This window comes from Marinagarivorans sp. (assembly GCF_982758155.1).
In genome coordinates, this window is sequence record NZ_CEXWTU010000083.1 from 1 (window position 1) to 19,264 (window position 19,264).

General features: G+C 46.3%; 13 protein-coding genes. 2 read left to right on the forward strand and 11 right to left on the reverse strand.

Annotated elements, in window-relative coordinates; translation table 11 throughout:
• From metH to AC3A8L_RS10830, 4 genes are all read right to left on the reverse strand, one after another.
• A partial coding sequence (metH, locus tag AC3A8L_RS10815; RefSeq protein WP_487962266.1) for a methionine synthase occupies positions 1–3,453 on the reverse strand: 3,453 nt, incomplete at its 3' end.
• An 844-nt stretch (positions 3,454–4,297) separates the two neighbouring features.
• The gene (locus AC3A8L_RS10820; protein WP_487962267.1) at positions 4,298–5,326 is read right to left on the reverse strand and encodes a sensor domain-containing diguanylate cyclase; all 1,029 of its coding nucleotides are present in this window, start codon (positions 5,324–5,326) and stop codon (positions 4,298–4,300) included.
• A gap of 693 nt (positions 5,327–6,019) precedes the next feature.
• Positions 6,020–7,489, reverse strand: coding sequence for a DUF1552 domain-containing protein (locus AC3A8L_RS10825; protein ID WP_487962268.1), 1,470 nt, complete (start codon positions 7,487–7,489; stop codon positions 6,020–6,022).
• Between the two features lie 21 nt (positions 7,490–7,510).
• Entirely contained in the window at positions 7,511–10,021 is a 2,511-nt protein-coding gene (locus AC3A8L_RS10830) for a DUF1592 domain-containing protein (RefSeq protein ID WP_487962269.1), read from the reverse strand.
• 758 nt (positions 10,022–10,779) lie between these two features.
• Here AC3A8L_RS10830 and AC3A8L_RS10835 point away from each other — a divergent pair.
• Together AC3A8L_RS10835 and AC3A8L_RS10840 are read left to right on the forward strand one after the other, a co-directional pair.
• Entirely contained in the window at positions 10,780–12,249 is a 1,470-nt protein-coding gene (locus tag AC3A8L_RS10835; RefSeq protein ID WP_487962270.1) for a cellulase family glycosylhydrolase, read from the forward strand.
• Positions 12,250–12,559: 310 nt separating this feature from the next.
• Positions 12,560–12,967, forward strand: a complete 408-nt coding sequence (locus AC3A8L_RS10840) for a nuclear transport factor 2 family protein (protein WP_487962271.1) — start codon at positions 12,560–12,562, stop codon at positions 12,965–12,967.
• A gap of 152 nt (positions 12,968–13,119) precedes the next feature.
• Here the strand turns inward: AC3A8L_RS10840 and AC3A8L_RS10845 are convergent, their stop codons facing one another.
• The 7 genes from AC3A8L_RS10845 to AC3A8L_RS10875 all read right to left on the reverse strand — a co-directional run bounded on the left by AC3A8L_RS10845 (position 13,120) and on the right by AC3A8L_RS10875 (position 19,047).
• Positions 13,120–14,502: a hypothetical protein gene (locus tag AC3A8L_RS10845; RefSeq protein ID WP_487962272.1), complete on the reverse strand. Its 1,383-nt coding sequence runs from the start codon at positions 14,500–14,502 to the stop codon at positions 13,120–13,122.
• Between the two features lie 261 nt (positions 14,503–14,763).
• Entirely contained in the window at positions 14,764–15,027 is a 264-nt protein-coding gene (locus AC3A8L_RS10850) for a hypothetical protein (RefSeq protein ID WP_487962273.1), read from the reverse strand.
• Positions 15,028–15,390: 363 nt separating this feature from the next.
• Positions 15,391–16,302 carry a hypothetical protein gene (locus AC3A8L_RS10855; RefSeq protein WP_487962274.1) on the reverse strand — a complete coding sequence of 304 codons (912 nt, stop codon included), beginning with the start codon at positions 16,300–16,302 and terminating at the stop codon, positions 15,391–15,393.
• Positions 16,303–16,667: 365 nt separating this feature from the next.
• Entirely contained in the window at positions 16,668–17,024 is a 357-nt protein-coding gene (locus AC3A8L_RS10860; protein ID WP_487962275.1) for a hypothetical protein, read from the reverse strand.
• A complete protein-coding gene (locus AC3A8L_RS10865) occupies positions 17,024–17,413 on the reverse strand; it encodes a hypothetical protein (RefSeq protein WP_487962276.1) in 390 nt (129 codons plus the stop codon). The genes AC3A8L_RS10860 and AC3A8L_RS10865 overlap by 1 nt, the downstream gene beginning before the upstream one ends.
• 294 nt (positions 17,414–17,707) lie before the next feature.
• Entirely contained in the window at positions 17,708–18,058 is a 351-nt protein-coding gene (locus tag AC3A8L_RS10870; protein ID WP_487962277.1) for a hypothetical protein, read from the reverse strand.
• Positions 18,055–19,047 (reverse strand): hypothetical protein, encoded by a 993-nt coding sequence (locus tag AC3A8L_RS10875; protein ID WP_487962278.1) that lies wholly within the window; start codon positions 19,045–19,047, stop codon positions 18,055–18,057. The genes AC3A8L_RS10870 and AC3A8L_RS10875 overlap by 4 nt, the downstream gene beginning before the upstream one ends.
• Positions 19,048–19,264 lie beyond the last annotated feature (217 nt).

A 19,264-nucleotide genomic window follows, 5' to 3' on the forward strand; every position in this document is an offset into this window, starting at 1 on the left:
TCTGTGGTCGGGGCAGGCGGGGTAACCGGGGGCAGGGCGAATTCCTGCGTACTTCTCTTTAATGAGAGCTTCGTTATTCAGTTGCTCGTCTTTGGCGTAGCCCCAGTGTTCTTTACGCACCACTTCGTGTAGATGCTCGGCAAAGGCTTCGGCTAAGCGGTCGGCTAAGGCTTTAACCATAATGGCGTTGTAGTCATCACCTTTAGCTTCGTACTCTTTAGCGAGTTCGTCGGCGCCAATGCCGGCGGTTACCACAAAGCCACCCATGTAATCATCTAAGCCGGTTTCTTCAGGCGCGACAAAGTCGACCAGTGAATATAGGGTGTTAGTGGCTGTGTTCTTATCTTGTTGCTGGCGTAAGTGATGTAACCGCGAAATCTCGTTATTGCTTTCGTCCTTAATTATCACCGAGTCGTGTTCGGTGCTGTTGGCTTTCCAGAAGCCAAAAATGCCACTCGCCTTTAATAATTTTTTATCGACTAATTCTTTTAATAAAGTTTGAGCATCGTTAAATAGGTTGGTTGCCGCTTCACCAACTACCTTGTCGGTTAGAATTTTGGGGTACTTACCGGCTAAATCCCAGGTCATAAAGAATGGGGTCCAATCGATGTAAGGTACGAGCGTTTCAAGCGGGAAGTCTGTGAGTGTGCGCGTGCCTAAAAAGCTCGGTGCGGGTGGTTGGTAGTTATCCCAATCGGCTTGAAACTTTTGGCTGCAAGCTTGCGGATAATTGATCAGTGGTTTTTTGCGGCGGTTAGCGGTGCGCTCGCGTACTTTAATGTATTCCGCTTTAAGGTCTTCGTAAAATTTGGGTCGGTTGGTATCAGACAACAATGTGCTGGCTACGCCCACGGCGCGTGAAGCATCGGCCACGTAAACCACTTGGTTTAAATCGAAAACAGGGTCGATTTTTACTGCGGTGTGAGCTTTGGATGTTGTCGCGCCACCGATCATCAGGGGTTTGTTGATACCGCGCGCTTCCATTTCTTTGGCGACATAAACCATCTCGTCTAGCGAGGGGGTAATCAAACCGGATAAACCAATAATGTCGCAGTTTTCTTTTTCGGCGATATCTAATATTTTTTCACATGGGACCATAACGCCGAGGTCAACAATTTCGAAATTGTTACATTGCAATACAACGCCAACGATATTTTTACCAATATCGTGCACATCGCCTTTTACGGTGGCCATCAAAATTTTACCGTTAGGCTTACTGCCCTCGGTTTTTTCGTCTTCAATATAGGGTTGTAAATAGGCGACGGCTTGTTTCATTACGCGGGCAGATTTAACCACCTGTGGTAAAAACATTTTGCCTTCGCCAAACAAATCGCCGACCACGTTCATGCCGTCCATTAGTGGGCCTTCAATCACATCCAGCGGGCGCGTGCTTTCTTGGCGGGCTAGCTCGGTGTCTTCTTCGATAAAAGCCGTAATGCCTTTAACAAGGGCATATTCCAAACGTTTTTTAACGGGCTTTTTACGCCATTCTAAATCTTCTTTTTTAGCGACAGCTTGACCATCGCCCCGGTATTTTTCGGCAATATCCAGCATGTTTTCGGTGGCGGCATCGGTGCGGTTATTAACGGCATCTTCAACGGCTTCGCGCAGTTCTTCGGGTAGATCGTCATAAATGGCGAGCTGGCCGGCATTGACAATACCCATATTCATACCGGCTTTAATCGCGTGGTATAAAAATACGGAGTGAATGGCTTCGCGAACGGGGTTGTTACCGCGGAACGAAAACGACACGTTACTTACGCCGCCAGAAATACCTGCGTGTGGCAGGTTCTCGCGAATCCATTGGGTGGCTTCGATAAAATCGACAGCGTAGTTATTGTGTTCTTCAATACCGGTTGCAATAGCGAAAATATTGGGGTCAAAAATAATGTCTTCAGCGGGGAAGCCGCTATCAACCAGGGTGTGATAACTGCGTGCACAAATTTCCTTTTTGCGTGCCGCGGTATCGGCTTGGCCGTCTTCATCAAAGGCCATCACAATAACAGCGGCACCGTACTTTTGGCAGAGCTTGGCTTTGTGTAAAAACTCGGCTTCGCCTTCTTTTAAGCTAATGGAGTTAACCACTGGCTTACCTTGAATACATTTAAGGCCTTCCTCAATTACATCCCATTTAGAGGAATCCACCATAATCGGTACGCGCGCAATATCGGGTTCGCCCGCAATCAGGTTTAAAAAGCGTTTCATGGCGGCGTGGGCGTCCAGCATGCCCTCATCCATATTAATGTCGATTATCTGTGCACCTTCTTCCACTTGGACTAATGCAACTTCCAAAGCGGTGGTGTAATCGTCGTCGATAACTAAGCGTTTAAAGCGGGCCGAACCGGTAACATTACAGCGCTCGCCAACGTTCACAAAGAGTGAATCTTTGGTAATGTTAAAAGGCTCTAGGCCGGCTAAGCGACAGGCGGGCTCTATGTTGGGAATGGTGCGCGGGGTTACACCTTCAACGGCTTCGGCAATCGCGCGAATATGCTCGGGCGATGTACCGCAACAGCCGCCAATAATATTGACAAAACCACTGGTGGCGAACTCTTCAACAATGGCGGCCATTTCGCGTGGAGTTTGGTCGTATTCGCCAAATTCGTTAGGTAAGCCGGCGTTTGGGTGGGCTGAAACGTAAGTGTTAGCAATGCGCGAAAGCTCTTGCACGTAGGGGCGTAATTCTTTTGCGCCAAGTGCACAGTTCAAACCAATGGAAATAGGTTTGGCGTGGGCGAGCGAGTTGTAAAAGGCTTCAGTGGTTTGGCCGGATAAAGTACGGCCAGAAGCATCGGTAATCGTGCCCGAAATCATAATGGGTATTTCATAACCGATGGTTTCGAAATAGGTTTGCACGGCAAATACAGCGGCTTTGGCATTTAAGGTATCGAAAATGGTTTCGATCAGCAGCATATCGGCGCCGCCGTCGATGAGGCCTTTGGTGGCCAGCGTGTAGTTTTCGACTAATTCATCAAAGGTGACGTTGCGCGCGCCGGGGTCGTTAACATCGGGCGAGATAGAGCAGGTGCGGCTGGTTGGCCCAAGCACGCCGGTGACAAAGCGCGGTTTGTCGGGCTGTTTAGCGGTAAATTCATCGGCGATTTCGCGGGCAATGCGCGCGCTTTCTACGTTAAGCTCGTAAACCAAGTCTTCCATTTCGTAATCGGATTGCGAAACTTCTGTACTGTTAAACGTGTTTGTCTCAACAATATCCACACCCACATCAAAGTAGGCGCGGTAAATATCTTTAATAATTTGTGGCTGGGTCAAGGTTAATAAGTCGTTATTACCGGCGATATCGCGGTGGTAATCGGCAAAACGCTCGCCTCGATAATCTTCTTCTTTAAGTTTGTAGCCCTGGATCATCGTACCCATAGCGCCATCTAAAATAAGGATGCGTTCTTTAAGGGCTTGTTTGATAAGAGTTGTGCGCTCGGCATGCGAAGAAGACATGAAATACCTATTTGGAAACGTAAACACTCAGTGAATGGCGTTAGGGGTAATAGCAGAGCTATTCACTGGGCGGCAGAAATTGTGGCTACGCGTTATGCGCTGCCAGTGTGTACCAATGTAAGTTTGAATGGTGTTTAAAATACAATCTATATCAAAACTTTTTGATTTAGATGCAATTGTAGCAGATTGTAGATTCTGAGGGAGTAGGGAGAGACAACTTCGGGCTAGAAAATACAGCGCATGCATGAGTCTTGTGTTGAGCGGTAAGGCATCTTTTACCGTCTTTCAATAGGCGGTAATAAACGATTTATATGTTTTGCAATGCCTCTTACCTATCAATCTCTATTCGAAATAGCTCAGCAGTAGTCCTTTACTCGGTCGTCGAAATAATCCCTTTTGGGCCAAAATCAGTATCCAGAAAAAGGCTCTATCCGCAGTAATGACTGCGCGGCCATTTTATGGGCCGTTCAAGCCATCTACGACTTTGTGCTCCTGCAACGTCTAATCTTGCATATCCTTATGCTGGTGCAAAGTCTATCCCTACGCATCCATGCTAGGGCTGGGTGCTATACAAGCGCTCCGGCGCTTGAGTGCCCAAAAAACAACCCCGCAGCCATATTTTAAGCTCATTTTTTTGGCGATTTAGTCATGATGAAAAACGAAAATTGAAATTTCGACAATAACAGCATCCAAATGCTAGAAATTAATCACCTTAGGGGCGTGCACCCAGGAATTCAAAAACGGGAAGTTATTTCATGCACGCTCTTTAGGTAAAATCAATATTTCGACGGCCTAGTCCTTTACTGGCGGGCGGAGTCTTGAGGTTACGATTATTGACTCACTTTTAGGCGGGCTCACCGATGCTTTGGGTCACGGCTTGTGCCGTCGCGACAACACAGTTTTTACCTTGATGCTTGGCCTGATACAGCGCTTTGTCTGCGCGGCTAATAAGCTGCGTTTCGGTACTATTTGCGCAATCTGCTGTAGAGGCAACGCCGGCACTTACAGTAATTTTGGCTGGTGCCCCATCAAAATTGAGGACGAGGCTTGCGATATTCTTTCGAATCTCGTCGGCAAGCTCTATAGCTTGCTGGGTTGAGGTGTTAGGCATTAGGACAATAAACTCTTCGCCACCAAAACGAGCAATAAAGTCACTTGGGCGATCGAGAGTTGCGCTGGCGGTTTGTGCCACTTTTTCGAGGCAGTCGTCACCGGCTTGGTGGCCAAAGTTGTCGTTGAATTGTTTGAAATTATCGACATCAAATAGAATGACCGCAATAGTGCTTTGATCTTGAATAGCCTGAGCCCATTCTAAATCGCAGATTTCGCTGAAGTGGCGCCTATTAGCAATTTGCGTTAAGGGATCTAGGCGTACCAACTCTTCCAGTTTTTTATTAGCTTCCTCTAAGCGAATCTCGGCGATTTTACGTGCGCTAACATCTTGCATAACACCCAATATACCGATGATCTTTCCTTCTAGGTCGCGAATGGGCACCTTGCTGGCTTCGGACCAGCAAACTTCGCGCGTATCTTCATTAATTTGCTCCAGCAGGCGCATAGCTTCATTGCCGGTATTAATGACTACCATATCGCTTTTGCGGCAGATGCTGGCGCCAATTTCGTCGTCTATGCCCCAGGGCATTTCAAGGTCAGTTTTACCGATGACATCTTCGGTGTTTTTAAAGCCGGCAATAGTCGCAAAGCGCTGGTTACAGCCGCGATAAACAAGATCCAAGTCTTTCCAGAAGTAGGCAAAGGGGTTGTTTTCGGTAATGAGGGTAAACAACTGCGTCACTTCTTTAAGTTGCTCTTCCAGCTCTTCTCGAGTGAGCTCCTTGGAGTGAGATGTTTTGGTGGTGATCCCTTTGATCATGTACGCCTCTATAGCTGTCGCAAAAATAAGGGGCGCAAGTGTAAACTATTTATGGTGGGAAAAAGTACTAGGGGGCGTGCATTAAATAACTTCCCGTTTTTGAATTCCTGAGTGCACGCTTGCCTTCGTTAAAAATATTTGCAATTGCCGGCTATTAGGGACGAGGAAACAATATTTCATCCACCAATGCTTGATCTCAACATTCTTACCTTCGTTGCTCAAAGCGTTACATGCCTCGGTAACCGCTCCTCGACATTATGCTCCTGCAATGTCTAATAAAGTACATCCTGTACCGATGCGTTACCCTACTGACCTATGTCCTATAGGCCCCGGCTCGATAACTGCTCCACGACATTATGCTCCTGCAATGTCTAATAAGGGGCTCCTGCCCCGATGCGTTATCCTAATAACCTGCCTCCCTGCAGGCCCTCTTTGCCTAATTGGACAAACTATTATTGCCTCGTCCCTTACGCCATATTTTCGCCTCGTCAAGCAGGCACCCAAAAAACCAAATTCCAGCAACTTATTCAGTGCACGCCCCTAGGTAGAAAATTGGGCGGAATCTGGCTATCGCAACGTATGCGTTGCCAGAGTGTGCCGCCGGTCGAATAAAACATCACAAAGTACGTAATTACCGGCTAATTCCGGCCTTATAGGCTAGGAATTTAATCATTAATAAAGGTCTTGATTAAACTAAAGTAGCATCTCTTGGATACTGCCATTACTGCTGGCAAAGCCTGCATTGGGCACACAGTAAACGTCGTTCAGTAGTGTGTTAAAACAATTGGCCAGCTTGGTGCCAAAAGGTAGGGCAACGTGTTGGTTTGTTCGCAGTACACCGCCACCACTGCCGGCAAAAACTAAGGGTAAGGCTTTGCGTTGGTGGGTATTATCTTGACCGTGTTGGTCCCAAAAGCGGCCCATTAAACCACTGCCAAACATTACCACGCTATTATCGAGTGCGGTCTTGCCGTTGGGGTCGATTATGCGATCTAGGCTTTGTAACAGTCCTGTAAATTCTGTAGTCAGAATATTAATAATATTGCGCAAGCCCGGCGAGCTACCGTGCTGCGCTCCATGATGGTCACCTGCGCCAGGCCCGTAATCGTATTCGCTGCGTTCGTGGTCTACCACATACGTCATTACATCGGTCAGTTGGCACTTGGCGGCTAAAGCCATTAATTCGTAGTGCAATTGCATATGTTGCTGGCGATTGTAGGTGGCGTAATCAATATCGCCCAGCACAATATGTGGAAACTCTGCACTATTGGCTAAGCAGGCACCCATCGTATTCTCGCTTTGTTCTATGCGCTGTTCTAATTCGCGAACGCTGGTTAGGTATTCGTCGAGACGTTCGCGATCGGCGGCGGCTAGCTTTTGAGTCAAGCTTTGGGCGTCGTTATATACGTAATCTAAAATACTGCGTTTTTTGAGCAAAGCTTCACTGCCTTGCGGTTGTGCACCAATAAAGCGTTCAAAGGCCAGTTTTGGGCTTACATAGCGGGTTACCGGCGCGCCATCACTTTTCCATGCAATATTTTCGGAATACAGCTGCTCTACACCGTCGGCAAAATAATGGCGAATACCGCTGGATAAATGCATTGAATGAAATGGGCTGGCGGCGGTTTGCTGGTAATAATCGGCAATAATTTGATCCACACTGGTTTCGCTACGCGCAGTGCCTTCGTTATTTTTTTGGCCGCTGCAATTTAAAAAACCGGTCGAGCCAACAGGGTGCTCACCACCGTCGTAGCCACCGTTGGCTAAGTCTTGATTCGATAAATGATTATAAAGTGCAATTTTATTTTTTAAACCAGCATTGGCAATGGGTTGCATGCTGTGTGCGGCTGCCCATTGTGCGCCTGTGTGAACAGTGCTGTTTTGGCTGCCGGGGTTTAATGTGCCGCCATTTTGCCAGTCGGCAAAGAGGTCTGCTGGATCTACACCTTCACCGGGGTGGAACGAAAACCAATCATCCAATACCACCCCATTGGGAATGTAAATAGATATAAAACGCGGCCGCTGGCTATTGCAGGCCGCGTGGCTATTGGCGCTTAAGCTTTCGAGTACGGGTAGGGTAAACGCCAAGCTGCCGCCTTTTAGGCTACGGCTTAAAAAGTGGCGACGGGTATGGCGGTTTTGGGGTACATTTTTAATTTTCATTTTTATCTCCAAAATCGCACATTAATGCGCATCGGCCGATTCGAGCTGAATGGGCGCGTGGCGGTGTGTAAAGGTGGGGTTCGTCACTATTAATGCGAGTAAATCACGCAGGCCTAACTCTTGCTCCTGCCAACGAGTATTTAATGCTGCTAAAAAAACTTCATCATCGTGGCTGGGGTGGCGGGCATGGGCGTAGCTATAAAATTTTTCTAACCCGCAGGCCGCTAAGCGCTCATCATCTTTTAAAAGATCAATCATGCCTTTGGCGCCTTCAAAACTGGGTCCATTAAAAAAGTTGCCGCTGGCAATTATGTTATTGCCTTGTGCATCGAAGGGTTGGTAAAGGCCGAATGAGTCGAAGTGCCCTAAGCCATTACCTATCGGGTTTATGTAGCGATGGCAGCCTTGGCAAGCATCGCTGTTGGTATCGGCACTTTGGTCAATATTGGGTGGTGGCGCTGGTGGTGCATCACATAATAAATTATCGAGGGTATAAATACCGCGTTTAATAAATGCCGTACCGCGTGATGAACCCGTTAATAATAATACTGCGCCTTGGGTTAAAAGCCCTTGGCGTTGGGTGCCGGTTAAATCTATTCGCTTGTCGGCACTAGTCGCGCGGGGCAATTGGTAATAATCGGCAAGAGTATCGTCGGCGAAGGTGTAGCTTGCGCCAAGGAGTTCGCCAATGGGGCGATTGTTTCGAATTAAATGCATCACAAAATGTTGTGTTTCTTGCACCATTGAATCGGCCAAGGCCGGTTGCCAGTTGGCTGGGTTATCGACGGTAAGAGCTTGGGCTTTTTGTGCTACGGCATTTAAATACAGCCATTCAGAGGCGAAACCTTCACCTAAACAGTTGGCTTTTTCGTCGGCTAACATGCGGTCTAGTTGTTCTAAAATTTGGTTTTGCGAAAGTGTTGGGTTTTGTTGGGTTAAATTGCGTAGGGTGGTGTCCGGTGGTGAACACCATAAAAAATAAGCGAGACGGTTACTGAGTTCAACACTGCTAAGCGGGTGTACTTGATCGTTACTAATGTCGCTATCTATTTCTATATGATGTAAAAACTTAGCGCTAACCAGCATGGCGTGTAGCCATTGACGAAAGCTGTCTTCAGGGTTATTACCTTGCATAATTTGTAGGTTAATAAAATCGTTGGCCTTGGCAATTTCGATCGTGCTTAGGGGCCCGCGCCACAATTGATTACCCCAGTAATTAACCAACGTTGCAATGCAGGTATCTTGAGTGTCGGCTGTAATAGTGCAGCGCATAAGGCGTGTTTTATTTTCGGGGTTATTAAATAGTGCATCCAATAAATGTTCGGCTACGGTGTAGTATTGACCTAAGCGCAAGCCATTAAAACGAAGAATGTTATTCATGCGGGTAAAGTTTTCACTTACATCATCAGCAATTAAATCTTGTGAATTAATGGCAATCCCAAAAAGTGCATAGACTGTTTTTTGATATTCCAGATTACTTAGCCGATAGGGCGGCAGGGTGCCTGGGTGTGCGGGTAGTGTGCTGATGTCGAGAGGCTGTATGGGTGAGCGTGAAAGCATCAAATAATTAAAGTTAAAGGGTTGCACCATTTCGATGCGCAGCGTGTGCCAGCCGGCATCCAATAGCTCGGAATCTCCAATGGCGTTGGCATAGTTTTGCCATTCCCCTGTGCCCGCTAGTAATACAGTGCCTTGCGGTTGTCCGTTTATTTGCCACGTGAATTCCATGGCAGGGTAAGGGCTTGCAATGCGGGCGCTTAAACGAATGCGCTGCGTTTGGCTAAGGTAGAAGGAATACTTCAGCCACTCGCCGGCTTCGGCCCAAGCAATATTAAAGTCACCATTGCTGCCATCTATCTCGATATCGTTTGTGGCTTGTATATCAACAGGGGTGTTGGGCCGCTGGTCTAGGTCGCCTTCCTTGGTTTCTGATTGGTCCCAATAACTGATATTTTCGCCGCCGCTATCAAAGTGCTCGGCTTCTATACGTAATGGCCAAGGGGCTAGGGTTGAGGTGCTCGCGTTGGCACGGCCAGGGTGGACGAGGGTAGCGGTTGTGTCGTTTAAGGCATTAAGGCCGTTAAGTGTTGGCAGTATAGGTGTTTGCTCATCTTCAATGATGATGTCGGGGTGAACTGTACCGTAGGCCGTAAAACCGGCCAAAATGTAAGCGGCAACCGTATTGGCGCAGACAAAGTCGCAGTCGATAGGCTTGCCGGGCGGCATGGTAGTTTCAATACTATTAACAAGCTCCAAAGCGGTGCCTTGCCAATTATTTAGCGCCGGCCCAAAGCCCCCTTCGCGGCCATCGCTGTTGTGGCAATGTGCACAGCCTTTATCGTAAAGTGATTTCCCTGATAGCAGTTGAATGTTTTCTTGTGCACTATGTTTACTACTTGATGATTGGATGCTGTGCTGGCTGCTTGCCGGGGTGTTATTGCTGGAAAAGCTGACTGACTCTTCGGGGTTGGAGCCCATGCAGGCACTTAATAGCCCGGCCAGTATTGGCAATCCAAAACGCAGTAATCTCATACATGGACCTTTGCCATATTAGGCTAGTTAATATTGTGAGCAGGCGCTTACCGACCAGCTGAAAGCTTAAGGGGGAAAGTCCACCTCACTTTCACTGAATAAACGATGATCGCCTTGCCCCTAACTCTACGCAAAGCTAAGTGTTTGTGCTGGGACTGTCGTGCCACTTTAGTAAAGTGACCCTTTTTACAAGAAGGTTAAGCCGGAAAACGTGAGCAGCTCGACTAAAAATTCAGGTACGCCCATGGTGCCCGAAATGAGCAAGTTATGATGACATCGCGGTCATTTGTGGTGGCGTTTAACGTGCCTTTCGGTATCTAAAGTTTTAGCGGTGAGTTGAACTTATCTTCGAGCTCAGAGATTAAGTAAAAGAGTGCATTTCATTATTAAGTAAACTTTATTTAATTTGTTTTTTGATGTGATTGTGATTATAGTCTGATGAGTTGAGGGGCTTTTACGGGATAGTGCCTTGGTACTGATGTGCTAAGCATATCTTCATCGGCAAAGTGTTTTCGGTATGACTTTCTTTGCGAAGTAACTAATGGCGCTTCCCATTTAAAAAACCTTTGCTAAGGGGCGTGCACTGAATAAGTTGCTGGAATTTGGGTTTGTGGGTGTACGCTTGACGAGGCGAAAATATGGCGTAATAGCCGGCTATTGCAAATATTTTTAACGAAGGCAAGCGTGCACCCAGGAATTCAAAAACGGGAAGTTATTTAATGCACACCCCTTACCATCAAACACATCAGGAGAGCTATATGCGGTACCTTTCATATCAATCGTTTTTAGTGCGTTTTCAGCAAAAGGGCCGCCTGTTATTGTTGGCATCGTCTGTAACTGTATTAGTAGCATGCGATGGTGGTTCTCAGAAGAGCTCAAGCGCGCAAGCGGTAAGTAGCGCGGCCGTAAGTGTTACACCGTCAAGCCAATCTGTATTGTCATCCTCTAACGCAGTGGTAAGCTCCAGTGTGGTGTCTTCGGTATCAAGCATGGCAGCTGGATCCAGTGTTGCATCAGGTGGCTGCGGTATCGCGATGGGTGATGTGCCTTATTGTTTATCGGGCGATTTGACCGATGCGAATGACGCGGGCGAATTAGATGGTTGGGGTTGGGAGAACGAAGGCAGTTGTATTGTGCCCGATGGTTTAGCCGACCCTAACCCCGGTAGTTGCGTATTGGATACCCCCGATACCGGCGGCGGTAATTCAAGCGGTCGAATCATGTATAACGGCCAAGCGGTGTACCTTAGCGGTTTTAATATTGCGTGGTTTAGCTTTGCGGGCGACTTTGGTAATGGGGTTAATGAACCTGAGTTACGCCGTGCATTAGAGGATGTTAGTGGCGCCGGTGGTAATAGTTTACGTTGGTGGATGCATACCGATGGCAGCTCTTCGCCGGGTTGGGGTTTGGTGAATGGTCAGCGAAGGGTGACTAACCCTGGCGGCACCACAGTAGCCGATTTAAGGCGAGCACTGGATATTGCGGCTGAATATAACGTTTATATTATTCCTGCCTTGTGGTCGTTTGACATGCTGCGCAATAACGACTTTCGTAACCCGCCAACGCAAGATAACTACCGTTTATTATCAAACGATGTTGTGCTGCAATCGTATATTGATAATGCACTTGTACCGATGGTGACGGAATTAAATAAACACCCACAATTAATTGCTTGGGAATTATTTAACGAGCCCGAAAACATGACCGAAAGCTGGTTTTACCAAGCCGATGATTATTTTGGCGGCCCAGTGCCTACTCGCGAACAGCTGCAGCGCACGCAAGCGAAAATGGCAGCTGCAATTCACCGTACGGCTATTGCGAATGGTGAGGTAGCATTAGTGACCACAGGTTCCAAATCTATGGGTAAGTACAATTCCGATGTGGCGGGTGGGTATAACTGGTACCGCGACGACCGCATGATTGCCGCAGCAGATGGCGATGCCATGGCCGTGTTAGATTTTTACGAACCGCATTATTACAACAATGAAGGCCGCAACGGCGCATGGTCACCTTTCCATCACGACGCTAATTACTGGGGGGTAGACAAACCCATTGTTATCGGTGAATTTTATGTGGATAAGGCATTGGATGTTTTGGGTGAGCGAGTAGAAGGCGTTGATATGTGCAATACCCTTGCGGCTAAGGGTTATGCCGGCGGCTGGCCCTGGCAGTGGAATGAATATGCTAACGAACTTAAGGCGTGCATAGAAAAAGTTGATATTAACTAGCTTAGGGGCGTGCATTAAATAACTTCCCGTTTTTGAATCCCTGGGTGCTTGCTTGCCTTCGTTAAAAATATTTGGAATAGCCGGCTATTGCGCCATATTTTCGCCTCGTCAAGCAAGCACCCAAAAACCCAAATTCCAGCAACTTATTCAGTGCACGCCCCTTATTTTGTACGATCTAACGTGTTACTAAAACCCCAGTTTACTGGGGTTTTTTTATGGGCGATGTAAAGGTGATGGGCGCCGGAGAACTATAAAGCCCTAAATCGGTCACATGGCATTCAATCAATTTTTAACCGATCTGGATAATTCTGTGAAAAATATACTCATGCTCAAGCTGGTTATATGGATGGCCGTAATAGCGGCTAATACCTTTGCTGACAATGTGAACTCGCCACTAGCGGTTGTTAATGCTCGAATGCAGGCGCATAACGAGCATAACTTAAAAGCATTTTTAGACACATACTCAGAGGATATACAAGTTTATGGCTATCCAGATACGCCTTTTGGTACGCCGGGCAAGGAACATATACAAAGCATCTTTGGCCCACTATTTGAGAATAAAGCCGTACATACGGAAATACAGTATCAAATCGAAAATGGAAGGTATGTTGTTAATCATGAAACGGTAGTAAGGCAGGGGGAAACGACTGTTTACGTGTCTATTTATGAGGTTATCAATGGAAAAATAAAAAGCGTGCGCTTTATTAATGATCAGTAGACCTCGGTTATTGGCTCGATAGTTGTTATGACTGTTTGGATGATTGGGGTAGTGCAGGGTGCGCTGAAAACTTGATTGAAATTTTCCAGTTGAGTGTGTCGGCGCCCTCGAGCGCGCCTTGCCTGCCCTCTATGTAAGGTGAGCTGATACTTTTAATTGACCAGTTTTTCATACTGCTCGCTTGAGCGATTACACGGTGGTATTTTTAGGCGATTGCGCGCACCGCCGACCGCCGAGGGGTGCAGACCAAGTTGATAGCCAATTTCAGCATCGGTGTATTTACCCAGCAGCTCAATGTCCTTAGGCTTCCAGTCAAATGGCCCGCTCTTGCGAAAGCTCGCGATGCCCAGTTCGTGCCGCTTAAGCCTTACAAGGGTAGTATTCAAACCAAGTAATTTGGCAATATGAGCATCTGTATTTGTGCCAATAAGCGTCAGTTCTTCATCTAGCCACTGCTTAGCACCTTGGTGAGCAGTGATATTGAGTTCGGCCAGCTTTTGCCGCACAACACGGAGGTCTACTTTAAATGATTGTGCAAAATATGAGGGCCCCATCAAGGGTAATTGCTTAAGCATTATGGGTGTCCAGTCAATGCTGGCGGCTGCCTGATACAAAGGGATACCGAGTTGGCGGCGCTTCATAGAGATAAGCCCTTTAGGAATATTGAACTCAATCGCAAGGTCGCGATCACTGGATTTACCCATCTTATTAATTAATTTTTTATTCCAGTCATACTTGCGGCCCTTTTTGGGGGGGCTGAAGGGTGGAATGCCATGGTATTGACGTATCAGTCTGATTTTAGCGCGTGTAAGATTGTACTTTTGGCTAATTTCTAGGTCAGTCACTTTTCCCAGCTTTTTTATAACGGCATCGGAAAGTTGAGGTAGCGGCGTTAATTCGCCAGTGACTGGATTTGGGATGTCCATCAGTATTCGCTTACAGCGAGCGGCTACATAGCTAATGCCAAAATACTCTGCATATTCTAAATCACTCACTTCTCCAAGGCGGTCAAGCATTTCTTGTGACCATTCGATAGGTGAGCGCTCGCTATAGGGGTCGATGCCTATCGAATTTCGATAGTGGGTTACGGTGGATGGGCTCAAGCCAACATTATCTGCAATAATGGTGTCGAAGTCGGTACCCAATAACGCGATTTCTTCGGGCTGCCAAATGTGTTTTTTATGGCCTTTATCGCCAGTAGGCAGCTCTTGTTGTTGGTAGGGCGGAATGCCAAGGCTGTTGCGTTTGTCGGTGACTATACCGGGCCTTACGCGCCATTCCCTTGCTAATTGTGTGTCAAAGGTTGAGCCCAACTTTTTAATTTTACTTGGCGTCCATTGAATGCTACCGGTCTGAAATGTCTCCCCAACACCTTTAATTCCAAGCTTTTTGCGGAGTATTTTTAGCGCAGAAGGTTTGACATTGAAGGCGCGTGCCAGCGAAAAATCCCCCATCGAGCCCAGCTGGTCTTCAAGAGCTTGGCGTTGACTGGGCTTGAGTTGTCCCAGCTTTATATATTGATTTTTTGTTGTCATAAATGTTGTGAAATTGTCGTGTAGTAAAATAAATCAGCCGTTTTTTAGAGTATAGCTTCTGGGGCTTGATTTCGCTTAGTGTCAATGGTTTAGTTTGGAGCGCAAAGCGGTGATTTTAATGGCGGGGCACAATTTTTTGATTTTCAGCGCCTAATGAAAGGCATCAAAACTACAAACCAGCAATCTTCTCTTTTTGTTTAGCCAACTGCTTAGCTAAACCGACCAAGAGCTCCTTTTGCACAACTTAGGTTGGGGCGTTAACTACTGGACAAAGTTAATGGCTGATTCCGTTTTTTTTAGCTGATCGACGTTACAGTTTCCGTCTATTCTCAGTGCGTATAAAAGTACGTCGATTCTTTCTTCTTGGGCGATAGTAACTTCAAAGGTATTTGTGGATACTTCCTTAATCGAAGTCACTCCGCCACCACCGGTATACGGGTAATTTTTGAGGATGTCCTGAAATATATAATCGATTAAAGCGTTTGATTTCAAAATACGATTTGTTTGGCAATTTGAAGTCATCATCGCTGCGACTTTAGTGCTGTTGCTGTCACTGTTGACGTATTGGTTTTGTGGGGATGCATACGATATTGGTGCATTTGTGAGGTAGAGAGAAATTGCGATTCGTTTAATGAGTGAAATGGTGCCGGCACCTTCGAATATGTTTATTAAAAATTGGATGCTATGTGTAGTGGAGCACGTTAAGTTACTAAGCATTGGTTTTTGTAGTCTATTGATGTGATTCTTGATGTAAATTATGCAGTCTAGTTGGCCGGTAAGGGGGCTATCCTTTAGGCATAAAGTATGTGCAATGGCTGGGCTTGTACGTTGGGCTTGAATCCGCCGGGTAACCTTGTTGAAATCCGGCTGTAGAGTACTATGGAAATCCTAGAATGCGTTTAGCGTTAAAGTCCAAAGCCGAGAAGGTTTTTGGGTTTTAGAGCTGGGCATGTTGGGGTCGGTTAAATAGTAAATGATTCCTTTGTCTTCCCAAACTCGAAAAATAACACCGTCTTTAAGGCTGATTTTTGCAATGTCTAGCCCCATTGGGTTTGCAGAATTAAATAGGCGTACAAATTGATATTTCGGGCGGTGAACAGAGCCGCCAAACCCCCAGCTTAAAACATCGTCAAAATACACAAGTAGTTGCGTTTCGCCATCATTAATTGAGGCTGTAATCGGCGGGAAGTCACTAGTGAAGGTAGGCTCTTCGGTAAGCGTAATATAGGAGTAATTGTTAAGATCTATTTGTATTAGCTCGACTTTGGCATATTGAATGTCTGCACGATAAATCGTAGCTACCAGTATTTTTTCGTTTATATACTCGGCAAAGTCAATATGGCCAATTTTGTTGTCTAACTCACCCTGAAGCTTACCTAGTTTACCGATTGGCTTCGTCGTTTTATCAACGTTAATCTCCAGCGTATAAATCTTATTTGAAACCAAGATGAGTGGTTGCCCATTCCCTTGTGCATCTAGAATGCGTGCGTGCTTGGTTTCGATGCTCTGATCGTAAGAAAACTCTGGCCAAACAATACCATGCGGATCGACTCGTCCTTCGCCTTCACCGTAAGGGCGAATTCTGGTATGGCGATAATCGCGCCATGTTTCGGTTGCCCAGCTATTTTCAATAACTTCTTTTATGGCGACATCATTAGTCAGCGTTTTGGTGGAGCTTAGCGTCCTAAGCTTGCCATCACTAATAGGGCTGATAAAAATCATGCTTGAGAACATAGCCACAAACCCGGCAATGCCAAGGGCGCATAAACCTAAGAAGCAGTAAAAAATAATTTTTAGCATGGGTTTCCTTACCTGATTTAAAATAGAGAGTTTTCGTAGTGGGGAATGCTTTATTCTTAGTTGGATTATGCCTTGGCAGGAGGGATGTGGCTACCCGATATAGCTGCAATGGCGCGACCGATTTTATGCAGTGGCGTAGTCAATGTTTAAGGTTGTTAACTGTGCTCAATAAAGTGATGATCTTTAGGGTTTGGCGTATAAGTTGAGAGCTACATCGACGACCGCTACGGTCGGAGCTGGCCCGCCAACAGCTAGTGTTGATGTAATCTCATATGCTATACATAGGCCAATTCTCGCTGCCAGTCTTCCTTATTTACGTAGTTATTGCGCACAGTATTCGCACGAAATTCCGCATCAAAACTATGTCACGCCGATGGTAGAGTGTCAGATATTAGCCATGTCGCAAAGAAAAAAAGGAACGACGATAGTAAAAGCCCTACACCTAGGATTCTATCTCTGGGATAAACGAAATATTTCTTTGCAACTTTTGCGTCGAGAAATAAGGGAGGGATAGCTTTCTGAGCCCAATGTGCAGGGAAGACTGCGGCAAGTGCCATGCTGAGTAATGTAAAGCCTACTTTGTCTTCTGTGCTTAAGTAGTAGAGGCCGGCGTTTTTAATCTGGCGGTTTACATTTTTTACAGATATACGGGTAAAAGAAATAATGAATAATGCCCATAAAAAAAGTGAAGAAATCCAAATTAAAATCTCCCAGTTTTCCATTACTTTAACTTCTCGAGTAAATTAATATCGTATGTGTAAGCTGCAGCGTTTTGTCCAAATTGGTCCATATGCTTGGCTGTGTAATATCCGACGGTAATGGCTGCGCCAATAATTATAATCCAGCCAACTGGGGTTAGGCCCAGGCCAATAGCAGTTAGGGCTCCCGCCATGGCATTGCCTGCAGCCATCCCTGTCGCTGCACCAAGCCCAACCCCCGTTGTTTGAACAGCTAATTCTCGCTGCCAATTTTCGTTATTTTGGTAGCTATTACGCACTGTATGCGCACGAAAGCCTGCATCAAATACTATCAATCCATTGCCTGCGAAGCTAATTCCTTTGGTTCGCTTGGCAAGTTGAAGAGTCTGTGCCAGAGGCGTTGTTGAACGCATCCGTCGATGCTCGGCGAAGAATGTAAGTGTCTCTAATGTTGTAAGGGACGAGGAAACAATATTTCATCCACTAATGCTTGATCTCGACATCCTTCCCCTTCGTTGCTCAATGTGTTACATGCCTCGGTAGCGTACCCTACTGACCATTTCCTATAGGCCCCGGCATACCCCCCTTTAAGCGTTTCGACAAGAAAGCCGCTTCGATAACTGCTCCCTGCGTTATCCTAATTACCTGCGTCCCTGCAGGCTCTCTTCGCCTAGTTGGACAAACTATTATTGCCTCGGCCCTAAAAACTATTTAATAAAAGTGTCAATTATTACGGTAATAAAAAAAGCAGTAGTCATTAAAAGTAAAAACAAACCAAGAATTTTATCCCTGGGGTTGCTTGCAAATTTTTTGGCATATTTTACGTCCAATATTTCGGGAAGAATAAACCTTTGAGCGATTTTGGTGGGTAGTATTAGAGCAATAGCTATTGAAAAAAGAGAGTAGCCAACCTTGTCGTCTACACTCATTGAGTAATAGCCTGATTCACGAATTTTATTATTAATTTGCTTGGCTGTTATTTGGCTAAATAGAACGATGCTAAGCCCCCAGCCAAAGATGCATAGCACCCAAGCTAATAAATACCAGCTCGTCGTCAAAATATTTCTCCTAATACATTCCGATCATAAAGATTACCGGTTTTTTCCTGTGCGATATCATCTACGTGTTTGGCAGCAAAATAACCAACAGTTACTGCGGCTCCGATTAGTATTACCCAACCTACGGGGGTTAGCCCAAGTCCAATTGCTGTTAGGACGCCTGCTGTAGCTTTTCCGGCCGCAATGCCAGCGGCCCCGCCAAGCCCAAACCCCGTTGTTTGAACAGCCAATTCTCGCTGCCAATTTTCGTTATTTTGGTAGCTATTACGCACTGTATTCGCACGAAAGCCTGCATCAAGTACTATCAATCCATTGCCTGCGAAGTTAATTCCTTTGGTCAGCTTGGCAAGTTGCATGGCTTGCTTGCCGTTTTGAATATTTAGCTGTCGGTACTTTCGGCGGCTGGCAACATTAATACCGCGTTGTGCGCTGGATAAGGCAGAGCCTCTGTTTTTACCCCATTCTGCTGGGGTGACGATTTTTTTGAGCTCGGTTTGGTAAGTCTGCTGTAAATGTTTGTAAAATCGTTCAACGGCGGCTTTGAGTAATGCTTTTTTTGCATTGGCAGGGCGACCGTTAACTTTCGACTTACTATGCTCGCTTAGGGCAAGCAACGCCTTTTGGTAATCAACGATAGCTTTTTGAAACCCCGTGAGCCTTGTGTGGCTAGCCGTGGCACCGGCACCCACCAAACTACCTGTCTGCTGAAGATCTATTGTGGAAAGCGCTGTATCGTAAAGTGCTGCTATCGCCAACAAGCGTTGGTCGAGCACATCCATCGTGCACATTAAGTTATCGCGCTCGGCGGTATTGAGCCCCGTCAGCGTACGCTGAATACTATTGGCTTGCGGGTTTTGCTCTAAGCAGTAGGGCGTATTCGCCGACAGTATTGTGCATTGCTGTGCCAAAATAGGCTTCAATTCACGCCCATACTCATCGACAAGTGCATCGGGTTTGGTATTTTGGGTAGGGAATATAAAGGTAGTCATGATTAATGTCCTTATTGCTGCCGTTGGTTATTGCGATCCTGAGTGGAAAGCGCCGCTTCAGTGCGTGCTTGGCTATTTTAACGGTATTTTTGATGGGTACAAGTGTGTTTTAGTAGTAAGGGAGATGTGTTAGCGGTTGTAGATAAGCGTTACTAGCTTGTAACAACACTTCGGACAGTTTTGGCCCAATGATAAGTGTAACGCAGGCATATAGGGA